This is a genomic window from Streptomyces sp. BK340 (genome assembly GCF_007827595.1).
GTDB lineage: Bacteria > Actinomycetota > Actinomycetes > Streptomycetales > Streptomycetaceae > Streptomyces.
The window spans coordinates 96,643-110,356 of the sequence record NZ_VISR01000030.1; the positions used below are offsets into that span (position 1 = coordinate 96,643).

Sequence of the window (13,714 nt, forward strand, 5' to 3'; positions counted from 1 at the left end):
AATGCGAGACTTGCCGCGGGCCGGACACGCACGGCACGGGACGAACGGCACGGAGGCGGACGATGGACGAGGCACGGGCGCGGGACGTACTGGCCGCGGCGCAGGTGCTGCCGGGCCCGGCCCGGGACGCGCGGCTCCTCGCCCTCGGTGAGAACGCGGTGTTCGCCGCCGGCGACCTCGTCGTGAAGGTGGGCCGGGACGCCGAACTGCTGGAGCGGGCCCGGCGCGAGCTGGACATCGCGGGCTGGCTGGCGGAGGCGGACGTACCCGCGGTGCGGGCGGCCGAGCCGAAGCCGCTGCTGGTGGAAGGGCACCCGGTGACCGTGTGGCACCGGCTGGCCGAGCCGGTGCGGCCGGCCGAGCCCCGGGATCTCGCGCAGCTGCTGCGGATCGTGCACGCGCTCCCCTCACCCCCCTTCGCGCTGCCGCCCCGTGACCTGCTGGGCGGCGTGGAGCGCTGGCTGCGGCTCGCGGGCACTGCGGTCGACCCCGAGGACGCGGCCTACCTGCGGGCCCGCCGGGACGGCTTCGCCGCGGCCGCGGCCGCGCTGACGCCCCGTCTGGAGCCGGGGCCGATCCACGGCGACGCGCTGCCCCGCAACGTGCACGTCGGCCCCGACGGCCCGGTCCTGGTCGACCTGGAGACCTTCTCCGCCGACCTGCGCGAGCACGACCTGGTCGTCATGGCTCTCTCCCGCGACCGCTACGGACTGCCCGCCGAGGCGTACGACTCCTTCACCGGGGCCTACGGCTGGGACGTACGGGAGTGGGAGGGCTGCGGGGTGCTCCGCGGCGCTCGTGAGACGGCCAGCTGTGCGTGGGTGGCGCAGCACGCGCCGAGCAACCCCAAGGCACTGGCCGAGTTCGAGCGCCGGGTGGCGTCCCTGCGCGAGGGGGACGAGACGGTGCGGTGGTATCCCTTCTGAGTGCCGGTCGGCCCGGACCCCTCAGGCAGTCCCCTCGCCCTGGATCGTCCGCGCCACCCGCCTCAGTTCCGTCAGGACCGTGCGCACCGCTCTCCTGGCCGTGCGCTCGGGGCGGCACAGGACGTCGATGTGCCGTGTCGCCCGGACGCCGCTGAGCGGCCGGAGGACCAGCGCCGGGTGCGGGCGCATGGTCCAGCGCGGCATCAGCGCGATCCCGCCTCCGGCGGCGACGACCTCGGCGACCACCGCGAACTCGTTGATGCGATGGGCCAGTCGGAGCCGTCGGCCGGCCACCGCGGCGATGGCCTCGATGGTGGCCATGACCGGGAACCCGTCGTGCACGGTGATCCACGGGAGGTCGGCGACATCGCGCGGTGTCACCCGCCGCTTGGCGGCGAGCGGATGCCCGGCGGGCATCGCCACGTCGAGCGGCTCGTGCAGCAGGGTGGTCACGGTCACCGTGCGCGGCCAGGGCGGGGCGTGGTCCAGGCGGTGGGCGAGGACGAGGTCGTAGGCACGGGTCAGCCGGGGGAAGTCCTCCTGCGGTACGTCCTCGTCGGCGAGCGCCACCGTCGGCGTGCCCGGCCCGGCGAGGCCGCGCAGCAGCAGCGGGAAGAACGCCGCGCCCGCGCTGTGGAACGCCGCCACCGACACCTCGCCGTCCGGTCTGCCGGCGAACTCCTCGACCGCGTGCCGGGCCCGGGCCAGCGCCGACTCCACCTCGACGGCCGCGTCCGCCAGCGCCTGGCCGGCGTCGGTGAGCACCAGGCGCCGCCCCTGCCGTTCGGTGAGCGGCACGGGGATCGAGCGCTGCAGCAGCCGCAGCTGCTGCGAGATCGCCGACGGCGTCACCAGCAGCGCCTCGGCGACCGCGGTGACGCTGCCCAGCTCGCCCAGCTCCCGCAGGATCCTCAGCTGCCGTTCGTCCACGCCGTCAGTGTAGGGCGACGATGTAGGTTCGCTAAAAGATCGTTTAAGGAAGTGGCTCTGGGCTTCAGATACCCCGGCGGTGCACCGTGGGCGGGTGACCGACGCACGCCGTACCGACGCGGTACTCCTGCTCGTCGCGCTCGTCTGGGGTTCCAGCTATCTGTCCGCCCAGACGGCCGCGAGTGCCCTGCCCGTCCTCCTCGTCCTGTTCGCGCGCTACGCCCTCGCCGCGATCCCCTGCCTCGGTCTCGTCGCCGCGCGGGGCGGTCTGCGCGGGTGGACCCGCGACGAGGTGCGCGTGGGCCTGCCGCTCGGGGTCACCCAGGCCTCCGTCCTGGTCGTGGAGACGTACGGCGTCGCCCACACCACGGCCGCCAACGCGGGTCTGATCATCAGCCTCACCATCGTGCTCACCCCGCTCCTCGACCGCGCCGGGCGCCGCGCCGGTCCGCCTCCCGCCTTCTTCGCCGCGGCCGGCGTCTGTGTCCTGGCCGTCGGTCTGCTCATGTCCGGAAACGGCTTCCACGCGCCGCGCCTCGGGGACCTGCTGATGCTCGCCGCAGCCTGCGTCCGGGCGGTGCACGTGGCCCTCGTGGGCCGGCTCACCGCGGGCCGGGCGATCCGCCCGCTGCACCTGACGACGGTGCAGACCCTGGTCGGCACCGCGCTGTTCCTCGTGCCCGCCGCCCGCGATCTGCCGGCGCTGGCCCGAGCCGACGGAGCGACCTGGACCCAGCTGGTCTATCTCGCCCTCTTCTGCAGCGTGTTCGCCTTCCTCGTCCAGACCTGGGCGGTGCAGCGCACCTCCGCCAGCCGGGCCAGTCTGCTGCTCGGCACCGAGCCCGTCTGGGCCGCGGCGGTGGGCATCGCCCTCGGCGGCGAACATCTCACCCCGCTCACCGGTTTGGGCGCGGCCCTGATGGTCACCGGCACATACTGGGGCCAGGCCGTGGAACGCGCCCACCGGACCGCCGAGACCGCCCTCGGTCCCGGTACCACCGACACCGCCGGCGCATCCGCGCCGGCCACGTCCCCCGAGAGGACCGGAGCAGAAGCCCCATGCCGGACCACGACACCTATCAGCAGCTGATCTCCCTGCTCGACGCATCCCGCGTCGACTACCGCCTCATCGACCACGCGCCCGAGGGCGCCACCGAGACCGTCAGCGCGCTGCGCGGCCATCCGATGAGCGAGGCCGCGAAGTGCATCGTGCTGCGGGTCAAGGTCGACCGCCGCACCACGCGCCACGTCCTCGCGGTCGTCCCCGGGGACCGGCGGGTGGATCTGGACGCCGTGAAGGCGCTGTTCGAGGCACGGTACGTCGGCTTCAGCGACGCCGAGACAGCCGAGCGGCTCGCCCGCTCGGTGCCCGGCACCGTGCTGCCGTTCAGCTTCGATCCCGAACTGGAACTCGTCGCCGATCCGGACGTCGTCGCCGGGCCGCGGCTGTACTTCAACGCCGCCCGGCTCGACCGCTCGCTGTGTCTCGCCGGCACCGACTACGCGCGGCTCGCCGGCCCGCGGGTGGCCCGCATCGCGAGCCCCGCCCCCGCGTGACCTGCCCGCCTCAGACCTTCTCGTCCGCCAGGTCCGCCGGCTCCCGCAGCGGCCACACCCCGTCGACCACCGCGTCCGCGTCCCCCTTGCGGCGCAGGAACGCCTGGAAGTCCGCCGCCCACTCGGCGTACCAGTCGATCTGTCTGCGGTGCAGTTCGGCCGGCCCCAGGGACGCGATCTTCGGATGGCGGTCGGCTATCGCGGAGGCGAGCCGGGCCGCGGCAAGGGCGTCGGCCGAGGCGTTGTGGGCCGCGTCGAGGACTATGCCGTACTCGGCGCAGACCGCTTCCAGGTTCCGCTTGCCGCGGCGGTAGCGGTCGACCCGGCGGTCGATGGTGTAGGGGTCGACGACCGGGGCCGGGGCGCGGCCGCCGAGCCGGTCGGAGAGCGAGGGCAGGCCGTGCCTGCGCAGCTCCGCGGAGAGCAGGCTGAGGTCGAAGGCCGCGTTGTAGGCGACGACCGGGACGCCCGTCTTCCAGTAGGAGACCAGGACGTCCGCGATGGCGTCGGCCACCTGGTCGGCGGGGCTGCCCTCGGCCGCCGCGCGTTCGTTGCTGATGCCGTGGACCGCGACCGCGTCGGCCGGGATCTCCACGCCCGGATCCGCCAGCCATTCCCGGCGCCCCAGGGGCTCACCGGCCCTGACTTCGATCACCGAGCCGGTGACGATGCGCGCCTCGCGCGGATCGGTCCCGGTCGTCTCCAGGTCGAAGCCGATCAGCAGCTCCCGGTGCCAGCCCATCGGCGGCCCCCCTTCTTGGTGGTGCTTTCCCCCAGTGGCCTCCACCATCGCACGCGGCACTGACAATCCGAGGACCGCGTTCCGCTTGCCGGGGTGGACGGTTCAGGACACCGGGCGCGAATCCGCCCAAGCCATCTCGAATTCCTCGCGATATATCGGGAAGAGTCCGGTTTCGACCACATCGTTCGACTTGACCAGCCGGCTGCCGTTGCGCAGCACCAGCACCGGCGACTCCATCCCGCGCGCCCCACGCAGATAGGACTGCACCACGGCGATGCCGTCGGCGCCGTCGCCGTCCACGAGGTAGGCGGTGAAACGGGGCGTCTCGTCGTAGACCTGGATCTCGAAGGCGCCGGGGTCGCGCAGCCGGGACCGCACCCGGCGCATGTGCAGGATGTTCATCTCGACCGACCGGCTCAGTTCGCCCCGTTTCATCCCGAGTTCGCGCTCGCGGCGCTTCACCGCGCTGGAGGCCGGGTTGAGGAAGAGCAGCCGCACGCGGCAGCCGGACTCGGCGAGCCGGACCAGACGGCGTCCGGAGAAGTTCTGCACCAGCAGGTTGAGGCCGATGCCGATGGCGTCGAGGCGGCGGGCGCCCCCGAAGATGTCCTCGGCCGGGAACCGGCGCATCAGGCGCACCCGGTCGGGATGGACGGCGACGACGTCCGCGTACCGGTCGCCGACCAGGTCCTCGACCGCGTCGACGGGCAGCCGGCGCGCGGAGGGCACGTCGCCGCCCGCGCCCAGCGTCTCCAGCAGCCGGGCCGAGGCCCGCTCGGCCTGGTCCAGGACCGCGCCGGACAGCGCCCGGTTGCGGGAGACGACGTTACGGGTCACCTCCAGCTCGTCCAGGGCGAGTTCGAGGTCGCGGCGCTCGTCGAAGTACGGCTCGAAGCACGGCCAGTGCTGCACCATCAGCTCGCGCAGCTGCGGCAGCGTGAGGAAGCTGAGCACGTTGTCGTCGGCCGGGTCGAGCAGATAGCCCTTGCGGCGGCTGACCTCGCGGACGGCTACCGCCCGCTGCACCCACTCCTGCCCGGCGGGCCCGGCCGCGGCCACCACCCACTCGTCGCCGTGGACGGGCTCGTAGATGGGGCGCAGCACGGCGGCCACGACCGCGCGCAGCCGCTGTTCCACGAGGTTCAGCCAGATGTAGGCCCGGCCCGCCCGCTGGGCGCGGGTGCGCACCTCGAGCCAGGCGTCGGCGTCCCAGTCCAGTTCCGGCCCGATGGACCCCGTAGCGTCCATCGGGCGGGCCAGGGACACCGCGCCGGGCGGGACGTCTGTGGAGTTTCCCTCGTGACCCTCGTCACCAGGGGGCAGCTCCAGCCCTCCCGAGCCCACCCGTGCACCGCCTTCCGCCACCCCGGGCCTTCCCCGTCTCAACGATCAAGGAAGGGTACTCCGGGAGCGGTCGGCGATGCAGCCGGATGGACAGGTCGGTTTCTCAACTACGCGGTCGCCAGTGGCCGTTCTGCCACGCCAGCGCGTCCGGAGTGAGCGGATTCATAGCCGTGACGTCCCTCGGGGAGATGGCGAAACCCTGCCAGTGGATCGGCATGGGCTGCTGGTCCTCGTCCCGGGCTATGTGGTGGAAGCCGACGTTCATCCAGACCACCGGGTGAGTGAGCGTCTGGCCGTTGACCCACTTGTCGACGGACTTGCCCGCACCGGCCGGGCAGGCGCCCGGGTTGTTGCTGGCGAACTGCTCGCACTTGTTGTACTCGGTGAAGTACACGTCGTGCTTGGTGAAGCTGCGGCCCGGGTACTTCGTGGTGGGGCCGGGGACGATCTCGTACGAACGGGCGTGCCCGTCCTGGTTCTTTCCGGTCGCGCTGACCATCCGCCACCAGCGGTAGGTCTTGTAGTCGCCCGCGAGTTCCTTGGTGACCTTGGTGCGGGTGGTCTTGTTGGTGGGCGCCTGCTGGCCGTGCGCGGGGGCGGTGACGGCCGAGTCGTACTGCTCGACCTTCGTCTTGGAGGAGCCGTCGAGGCCGAAGTCCAGCCGCCAGAAGACGTTGTGGCTGTGGCTGGTGGCGTAGGCCTTGGCGCCCTTGCCGATGGGCCAGCCGCGTCCGTCGCCGGCGTCGTAGTCGTCGTAGGAGAGGCTGCCGGTGGCGCCGACGTTCATGTTGACGGTGCCGTCGTCCTGGAAGCGCCACTCGGTCATGTACTCGTACCAGCCGACCTGGTTGACCGTGTAGACGAGCAGGTCCTTGCCCTGCGCCTGGAAGACCTTGTTGGCGCTGTCACCCTGCATGCGGTAGGCGTGGCCGCGCGAACGCGTGGTCGTGCACAGCCCGTTGACGTCCGGGTGCTGCGGGTCCCAGGCGTCCGGGACCCGGACGCTCTTGATGGTGCCGCCCGGACACTCGCCCGGCGCCAGGTTGACCAGGCCCTGGGCGAAGCCGAAGCCGGTCAGGTCGTCGTACTCGACGCTGCCGTCGTCGTAGGGGACGTCGATCTGGGCGAGGCGGGCGCTGTTGAGGACCTTGATCGGCTTGGTCTCGCCCTTGGGCTGGTACGAGACGTTCTCCAGGACGAGGCCGGCCTTGCTGTCGTAGCGCCAGCACATCCGCCAGGTGGTGCCGCTGGAGAGTTTCTGCTCGATCTTGTAGGCCGTGCTGCAGTCGGCGGCCGCCGCGGGCGCGGACCCGGGCTGGGCGACGGCCGGTCCGGCACCGGCGGCGGCACCGGCGGCCAGTGCCGCCACGGTGACGCCGACGGCCGCCCGCGCGCGGGCACGGCTGATTCGGTTGACGGGCATGACGAAGAGGCTCCCTTGCAGGACGAGCAAGTCGGAAAGTGAACGGTGGGCTGCCGTCGCTCAGCGACGGTCGAGCTTGGCGACCTTGCGGGCGCTCAGGTCGACGACCAGCCACCGGGCGTCGATCCAGGGGCCGTTCTTGACCTTCGGGAACAGCCGTACACAGCGGTGTTCGCCGCACTTGTCGAGCGCGGCGGGCCGGCCGCCCGGAGTGGCCCGGTAGACGGCGCCGTTGAGCAGCAGCTGGTCCGGAGAGGTCAGCTCGTGGCCGGTGGCGTCCTTGTAGTCCGCCTTGAGGCCCGCGCCCAGCGGGTCGGCGATCAGCAGCTTCGCCGCCTCGGCGTTCTCGGCACGGCTCAGCGGCGGCTGGACGCCGTGCTGGGTGCCGGTCCGCTCGACCTTGCCGGTCTCCAGGTCGACCGTCTTGGTGACGAGCGTGTCGGTCTTGTAGTCGTAGAAGGTCACGTCGGCCCGGCGCGGCGCGTTCGGGTCGTCCAGTTCGTTCGCTTCCGGGTCGGCCAGATCGACGCTCAGCCGCTGCGGGCCGTGGCCGCCGTCGACGTTCTCACCCGTGTTCAGCAGCTGCTGGTTCATGGCGAGCTTCGCGACGCGGTTGATCTCGTCGTCGGTCAGCGGGTCACGGCCGGTGCCCTTCTTCCCCTCGGCGGGCGCCTGTTCCACGACACCCGGCTGGACCGCGTCCGGGCCCTGTCCCGCCTGCTGCGCGGCCTGCGTGCCGTTCGGTCCTCCCGACTCGTCGGCCCCTGCCGTGCCCGGCAGGGTGATCCCCACCATCACCGCGGTCCCGGCCACTGCCAGGGCCGCACCCGCCACCACCTTGCCCAGATGGCGGTGCACTATCTCGCGCACATCTTCCCCCTACTCCCCCAAGGTCCCCGGGAGTACGTGTCTGCCCCACTGGTTCGGCACACGGCAGGTAGTGCGTTCGCCGCATGCACTGGTCGGCCGGTAAGAGGGGCGTAAGTCACAGGTGGTTCCCTCACTTTCGGGCAGACTCGGAGTCAACGCGGCCCCGGCGGGGCGGCCCACCTGAAAGAGTCGTGTCCATGCAGGTCTGGCCTGGCGAGGCGTATCCGCTCGGCGCCACCTATGACGGCGCCGGAACCAACTTCGCGGTCTTCACGGAGGCCGCGGACCGAGTAGAGCTGTGTCTGCTGCACGACGACGGCTCGGAGACGGCGGTGGAACTGCGCGAGAGCGACGCGTTCGTGCGGCACGCGTACCTGCCGGGCGTCATGCCGGGACAGCGGTACGGGTTCCGGGTGCACGGCCCGTACGCCCCCGAGCGCGGACTGCGCTGCAACTCGGCGAAGCTGCTGCTCGACCCGTACGCGAAGGCGATCAGCGGTGCCGTCGAGTGGGGCGAGGAGGTGTACGGCTACCACTTCGGCGCCCCCGAGCGGCGCAACGACCTGGACTCGGCGCCGCACACCATGACCTCGGTGGTGATCAACCCGTACTTCGACTGGGGAGACGACCGGCTCCCGCGCACCGAGTACCACCACACGGTGATCTACGAGGCCCACGTGAAGGGCCTGACCATGCGCCACCCGGGCCTGCCCGAGGAACTGCGCGGCACGTACGCGGCGCTCGCGCACCCGGCGATCATCGAGCACCTGACCAAGCTGGGCGTGACGGCGCTGGAGCTGATGCCCGTACACCAGTTCGTGAACGACCACCGGCTGGCCGATCTGGGGCTGAGCAACTACTGGGGCTACAACACCATCGGCTTCTTCGCCCCGCACAACGCCTACGCCTCCTGGGGCGACCGCGGCCAGCAGGTCCTGGAGTTCAAGTCGGCGGTCCGCGCGCTGCACGAGGCGGGCATCGAAGTCATCCTGGACGTCGTCTACAACCACACCGCCGAGGGCAACCACCTGGGCCCGACGCTGTCCTTCAAGGGCCTCGACAACCCGTCGTACTACCGTCTCGCGAACGACCCCCGTTACTACACGGACACCACGGGCACCGGGAACTCGCTGCTCATGCGGTCCCCGCACGTCCTCCAGCTGATCATGGACTCGCTGCGCTACTGGGTCACCGAGATGCACGTCGACGGCTTCCGCTTCGACCTCGCGGCGACCCTGGCCCGGCAGTTCCACGAGGTGGACCGGCTGTCGTCGTTCTTCGACCTGGTGCAGCAGGACCCGGTGGTCTCCCAGGTGAAGCTGATCGCCGAACCGTGGGACGTGGGCGAGGGCGGCTACCAGGTGGGCAACTTCCCGCCGCTGTGGACCGAGTGGAACGGCAAGTACCGCGACACCGTCCGGGACCTGTGGCGGGGCGAGCCGCGGGCGCTCGCCGAGTTCGCCTCCCGGCTGACCGGCTCCTCGGACCTCTACCAGGACGACGGCCGCCGCCCGCTCGCCTCCATCAACTTCGTCACCTGCCACGACGGTTTCACGCTGCACGACCTCGTCTCCTACAACGGCAAGCACAACAAGGCCAACGGCGAGGACGACCGGGACGGCGAGAGCCACAACCGGTCCTGGAACTGCGGTGCGGAGGGCGAGACCGACGACCCGGCCGTGCTCGGGCTGCGCGCCCGCCAGATGCGCAACTTCTTCGCCACGCTGATGCTCTCCCAGGGCGTGCCCATGGTGAGCCACGGCGACGAGTTCGCCCGCACCCAGCGCGGCAACAACAACGCCTACTGCCAGGACAACGAGCTGTCCTGGGTGGAGTGGCCCGAGGAGGGGGGCGAGGGCGGGGGCGAGGTCGACGGCGACCTGCTGGAGTTCGTCCGCGCGATGGTCTGGCTGCGCCGGGACCACCCGGTGTTCCGCAGGCGGCGCTTCTTCCACGGGCGGCCGGTGGAGGGCACCCACGACGATCTGTCCGACATCGCCTGGTTCACCCCCGAGGGCGCCGAGATGACCCAGCGGGACTGGGACTCGGCGCAGGCGTCCGCGCTGACGGTGTTCCTCAACGGCAACGCGATCTCCGAGCCGGGTCCGCGCGGGGAGCGGATCGCCGACGACTCCTTCCTCCTGATGTTCAACGCCTCGCCCGGGCCGCTGGACTTCCTGGTGCCGGTCGACCACGGCCGGCAGTGGCAGGTCGTCGTCGACACGGCCCGCACGGAGGGGGTGCCGCCGGGGACCGGCGCGAAGGTCGCGGCCGGCGACCGCATCACCCTGCCGGACCGGAGTCTGACGGTGCTGCAGCGGCCCGCCTGAGGAAGGGGCTCCGCGGTCGTTGCAGGGTGCGTGTCCGCCCGGCGGCCGGCGGCCGTCTCGGCGCCGGGCGGCGACGGACCCTGCTCCACCGCGGCAGGGAACCGGACCGGGCCCCGCCGTTCGTCACCGACGCGGCGGAGCCCCGCGGCGGGCCTCGGCATCCGCTGCGCCTGCGGCGGCCGGCGGAGCGGACAGCGGCGCTCCCGCGGGCGGTGCCGCATCCGGCGCCCCGTCCGTCAGCTCGTCGTGCACGCGTGTGTGCGGGGCGCCTTCGGGCTGCCCCGGGCAGGCCGCCGGACGGGCCGTCAGAGCGATGGCGAAGGCGAGCGCGGCCGCCGTGCTCGCCGCCGGGAGGCCGTACGACTCGGCGAGGCGGCCGGTGCCGGCGACCGCGAGGGCCTGGCCGCCGACCAGGGCGCTGGTCGATCCCCGCCTGGCAGGCACCGAACATGGCGCCCTGGAGGGCGAGGGCGGCGCACAGGGCGCGGGCGGAGCGGGGCATGGGGGCGCGGGCCGCGGTCGCGGCACGCGCGCGCTGCGGACCGGGACGGACGGCACGGGCGGTCGGGTGCAGGGCGAAGCCGGTGCCGCAGGTGGCCACCAGGAGGGCCGCGCCGGCCAGTGCGTAGGCCGGGTGGGCGAGGACCGCGGCCAGACCGACCAGGGCCGGGCCGAGGACGAAGGACAGTTCGTCCAGGGTGCCCTCGAAGGAGAGCGCGGCGCCGACGGTGGGCTCGGGGGCGCCCGCGCGGCGGGCGAGGGCGAGCAGCCGGGTGCGGGCCAGCGGGCCGACGAGCGGCACGGTGGCGCCCGCCACCGCCCCCAGGAGGGCCAGGACGGGCGCGGACAGGCCGGTCAGGGCGCCGGCGACCAGAGCTGCCACGGCCAGCGCGTTGGCGAGCGAGAACGCGAGCACGACCGTCCGCTGCCCGTTCCGGGGCCCGCGAGCCGGCCCACCAGCGGCCCGCAGGCCACCTGGCCGAGGGCGAGCGCGCCGCCGGCCGGTCCCGCGGCGGTCAGCGAACCGCTCGTACGGGCGACGAGCAGCGCGCGTGGGTGCGTGCAGAGGCGATGACACGAAAGCCGGCGGGCTGGGTACGTAGGTTTCCATGACTTCTGCGCGACCCGGACCGGGGGTGCCCACGGCCACCTACCGGCTGCAACTCCAGCCCGCGTTCCCGTTCGCCGCCGCCGCGGCGGCCGTACCGTACCTGGCCTCGCTCGGCGTCTCGCACGTGCATCTGTCCCCCGTCCTGGAGGCCGTCCCCGGCTCCACGCACGGCTACGACGTCGTGGACCACGCGCGCGTGCGCGAGGAACTGGGCGGCGAGGAGGGGCTGCGCGCGCTCTCGGACACCGCGCGGGAGCACGGCCTCGGTCTGGTGGTGGACATCGTGCCGAACCACATGGCCATGGCCCCCCGGCACAACCACGCCCTGTGGGAGGTGCTGCGCGAGGGACCCGGGTCACCGTACGCGCGCTGGTTCGACATCGACTGGAAGGCGCAGGGCGGACGCCTGCTGCTGCCCGTGCTCGGCGGTCCGCTCGGGACGGAGCTGGACCACCTGGTGGTCGACGCCGGTGTCCTGCGCTACCACGACCACGCGTTCCCGCTCCGCGAGGGCACCGAGGAACTGCCCCTGGCGCAGCTCCTGGACGCACAGTGGTACCGCCCGGGGTGGTGGCGGCTGGCCCGCACCGAGCTGAACTACCGGCGCTTCTTCAGCATCTCGGAGCTGATCGGGCTGCGGGTCGAGGACCCGGAGGTGTTCGACGCCACCCACGCCAAGATCCTGCAGCTGCTCGCGGAGGGCGTGGTCGACGGACTGCGGATCGACCATCCCGACGGCCTCGCGGACCCGGACGGCTACCTGGAGCGGCTGCACGAGGCGACCGGCGGGCGCTGGACGGTCGTGGAGAAGATCCTCGCCGACGGTGAGCGGCTGCCCGCCTCCTGGCCCGTCGCGGGCACCACGGGCTACGACGCCCTGCGCCACGTCGACGGCCTGTTCACGGACCGCACGGGGGCGTATCAACTGCTGGGGCGGTACCGGGCGTTCGCGGCGCCGCAGACGGACCGGGGCGGCAACTGGGAGGCCACGGCGCGGCGGGCCGCCTACAAGGTGATCACGCACGAGCTGGCCGCCGAGACCGACCGGCTCACCCGGGTGGCCGCCCGGCTGTGCGCCGCCTCCCCGGACCTCTCGCTGCGCGACCGGGCGCCCTGGGCGCTGCGCACGGCCCTGGAGGAACTGCTGGTCCGGCTGCGGGTGTACCGCCCGTACGCCTCCGGTGACGCGGCCGCCGTCGTCACCGAGGAGGCCGCCGAGGAGGCCCGGCTGGCCTTCGTGGTGCCCGAGGAGGCCGAGGCCGTGGGCATCGTGCGCCGGCTGCTGGTCGAGGCGCCCGGTGACCCGTCGGCGCCGGACCACGGCGACCGGGCGGAGTTCCGCTCCCGGTTCGCGCAGACCGCGTCGGCACTGCGCGCCAAGGCCGTGGAGGACACGGCGTTCTACCGGTACGTGCCGCTGCTGTCCGCGGCGGAGGTGGGCGGCGACCCCGGCGCGCCCGGCGTGTCCCCGGAGGACTTCCACGCGTACTGCGCGCGCGTACAGCGCGACTGGCCCGGCACCGGTACGGTCGTGTCCACCCATGACACCAAGCGCAGCGCCGATGTGCGCGCCGCCATGGCCGTGCTCACCGAGTGCCCGGACCGCTGGGCGGAGTTGCTGGCCGAGGTGACCCTGGCCGAGGAGGGCGTGCCCGACGGGCAGCTGGCCTGGGCGGCCTGGCAGACGGTCTTCGGGCTGGGCTCGGCGGAGGAGGAGCGGGTCCAGGGGGCGCTGCTGAAGCATGTGCGCGAGGCCGGCATGTACACGAGCTGGACGGAGCAGGAGCCGCCCTACGAGGACGCGGCGGCGGCCTTCGTCACGGCCGGGCCGTGCGGGCCTCCGGGAGAGCGTGTGGTGGCGTTCCGCAAGGCACTGGAGCCGCACGTCCGGGCGAACGTCCTGGGCACCGCGCTGGTCCATCTGACGATGCCGGGGGTGCCCGACCTGTACCAGGGCACGGAGGGCGAGTACCGGGCCCTGGTGGACCCGGACAACCGACGGCCGGTGTCGTTTCCCCCCGCGGCACCCGGTGAGAAGGACGCGCTGACTGCGGCGGCCCTGCGGCTGCGCGCGCGGCGGCCCGACGCCTTCGGCACGGCGGCCGCGTACGCCCCGCTCACCGCGGACGGACCGGCCGCGGAGCACTGCGTGGCGTTCACGCGCTCCGGCACGGTGGTCACGGCGGTGACCCGCCTGTCCCTGCGGCTGGCCGAGTCGGGCGGCTGGCGCGAGACACGGCTGGAGCTCCCGCCGGGCAGCTGGGCGGACATCCTGACCCCAGGGCGGGAGTTCACCGGGCACGCGCGCGTGGCGGACCTCTTCGAGCGGCTGCCGGTGGCACTGCTGGAGCGGCAGGCCGAGGACTGAGGGACTGACGCCCGCAGGGCCGAGAGGCGGACGCCGCCCGCTCGCGCGCCGGGCACGGCGCAGACCTCGCACTCCTCCGGAGCGGACCGTTGGGGGCCGCGGGGACGGGCCCG

11 protein-coding genes are annotated in these 13,714 nt (G+C 73.1%); 6 read left to right on the forward strand and 5 right to left on the reverse strand.

Annotation, left to right across the window (positions count from 1 at the left end; all coding sequences use genetic code 11):
* Positions 1 to 62 precede the first annotated feature (62 nt).
* Positions 63 to 926 (forward strand): phosphotransferase enzyme family protein, encoded by an 864-nt coding sequence (locus FB157_RS38155; protein WP_145885313.1) that lies wholly within the window; start codon positions 63 to 65, stop codon positions 924 to 926.
* Positions 927 to 947: 21 nt separating this feature from the next.
* Here FB157_RS38155 and FB157_RS38160 read toward each other — a convergent pair whose 3' ends face one another.
* Positions 948 to 1,856 (reverse strand): LysR family transcriptional regulator, encoded by a 909-nt coding sequence (locus FB157_RS38160; protein ID WP_145885314.1) that lies wholly within the window; start codon positions 1,854 to 1,856, stop codon positions 948 to 950.
* Between the two features lie 94 nt (positions 1,857 to 1,950).
* On the opposite strand from FB157_RS38160, the gene FB157_RS38165 reads away from it, so the two are divergent.
* Together FB157_RS38165 and FB157_RS38170 are read left to right on the forward strand one after the other, a co-directional pair.
* Positions 1,951 to 2,946: a DMT family transporter gene (locus tag FB157_RS38165; RefSeq protein ID WP_145885315.1), complete on the forward strand. Its 996-nt coding sequence runs from the start codon at positions 1,951 to 1,953 to the stop codon at positions 2,944 to 2,946.
* Positions 2,916 to 3,413, forward strand: a complete 498-nt coding sequence (locus tag FB157_RS38170) for a YbaK/EbsC family protein (protein WP_145885316.1) — start codon at positions 2,916 to 2,918, stop codon at positions 3,411 to 3,413. The genes FB157_RS38165 and FB157_RS38170 overlap by 31 nt, the downstream gene beginning before the upstream one ends.
* Positions 3,414 to 3,423: 10 nt before the next feature.
* On the opposite strand, the gene FB157_RS38175 is transcribed toward FB157_RS38170, so the two are convergent.
* The 4 genes from FB157_RS38175 to FB157_RS38190 form a co-directional block, all read right to left on the reverse strand.
* Positions 3,424 to 4,155, reverse strand: a complete 732-nt coding sequence (locus tag FB157_RS38175; RefSeq protein WP_145885317.1) for a 3'-5' exonuclease — start codon at positions 4,153 to 4,155, stop codon at positions 3,424 to 3,426.
* 102 nt (positions 4,156 to 4,257) lie between these two features.
* Entirely contained in the window at positions 4,258 to 5,499 is a 1,242-nt protein-coding gene (locus tag FB157_RS38180) for an SAV2148 family HEPN domain-containing protein (RefSeq protein WP_145885318.1), read from the reverse strand.
* 103 nt (positions 5,500 to 5,602) lie between these two features.
* A complete protein-coding gene (locus tag FB157_RS38185; protein WP_145885319.1) occupies positions 5,603 to 6,922 on the reverse strand; it encodes a copper amine oxidase in 1,320 nt (439 codons plus the stop codon).
* A 60-nt stretch (positions 6,923 to 6,982) separates the two neighbouring features.
* Complete coding sequence (locus FB157_RS38190) at positions 6,983 to 7,792, reverse strand: Tat pathway signal sequence domain protein (protein WP_145885320.1); 810 nt, start codon at positions 7,790 to 7,792, stop codon at positions 6,983 to 6,985.
* Positions 7,793 to 7,989: 197 nt separating this feature from the next.
* Between FB157_RS38190 and glgX the strand changes: the two genes are divergently transcribed.
* The 3 genes from glgX to treY all read left to right on the forward strand — a co-directional run bounded on the left by glgX (position 7,990) and on the right by treY (position 13,601).
* On the forward strand, positions 7,990 to 10,122 hold the full coding sequence (gene glgX, locus FB157_RS38200) for a glycogen debranching protein GlgX (protein ID WP_145885321.1): 2,133 nt from the start codon (positions 7,990 to 7,992) through the stop codon (positions 10,120 to 10,122).
* 313 nt (positions 10,123 to 10,435) lie between these two features.
* Complete coding sequence (locus FB157_RS49505) at positions 10,436 to 11,197, forward strand: hypothetical protein (RefSeq protein ID WP_186581872.1); 762 nt, start codon at positions 10,436 to 10,438, stop codon at positions 11,195 to 11,197.
* A gap of 34 nt (positions 11,198 to 11,231) precedes the next feature.
* Entirely contained in the window at positions 11,232 to 13,601 is a 2,370-nt protein-coding gene (gene treY / locus FB157_RS38210; RefSeq protein ID WP_186581873.1) for a malto-oligosyltrehalose synthase, read from the forward strand.
* The last annotated feature ends 113 nt before the right edge of the window (positions 13,602 to 13,714 follow it).

What these genes read in the sequence shown, in the direction of transcription:
- FB157_RS38155 (WP_145885313.1), top strand. Translation starts at nt 63, where the DNA reads ATGGACGAGGCACGGGCGCGGGACGTACTGGCCGCGGCGCAGGTGCTG.
- FB157_RS38170 (WP_145885316.1), top strand. Translation starts at nt 2,916, where the DNA reads ATGCCGGACCACGACACCTATCAGCAGCTGATCTCCCTGCTCGACGCA.
- FB157_RS38175 (WP_145885317.1), bottom strand. Translation starts at nt 4,155, where the DNA reads ATGGGCTGGCACCGGGAGCTGCTGATCGGCTTCGACCTGGAGACGACC.
- FB157_RS38185 (WP_145885319.1), bottom strand. Translation starts at nt 6,922, where the DNA reads ATGCCCGTCAACCGAATCAGCCGTGCCCGCGCGCGGGCGGCCGTCGGC.
- glgX (WP_145885321.1), top strand. Translation starts at nt 7,990, where the DNA reads ATGCAGGTCTGGCCTGGCGAGGCGTATCCGCTCGGCGCCACCTATGAC.
- FB157_RS49505 (WP_186581872.1), top strand. Translation starts at nt 10,436, where the DNA reads ATGGCGAAGGCGAGCGCGGCCGCCGTGCTCGCCGCCGGGAGGCCGTAC.
- treY (WP_186581873.1), top strand. Translation starts at nt 11,232, where the DNA reads ATGACTTCTGCGCGACCCGGACCGGGGGTGCCCACGGCCACCTACCGG.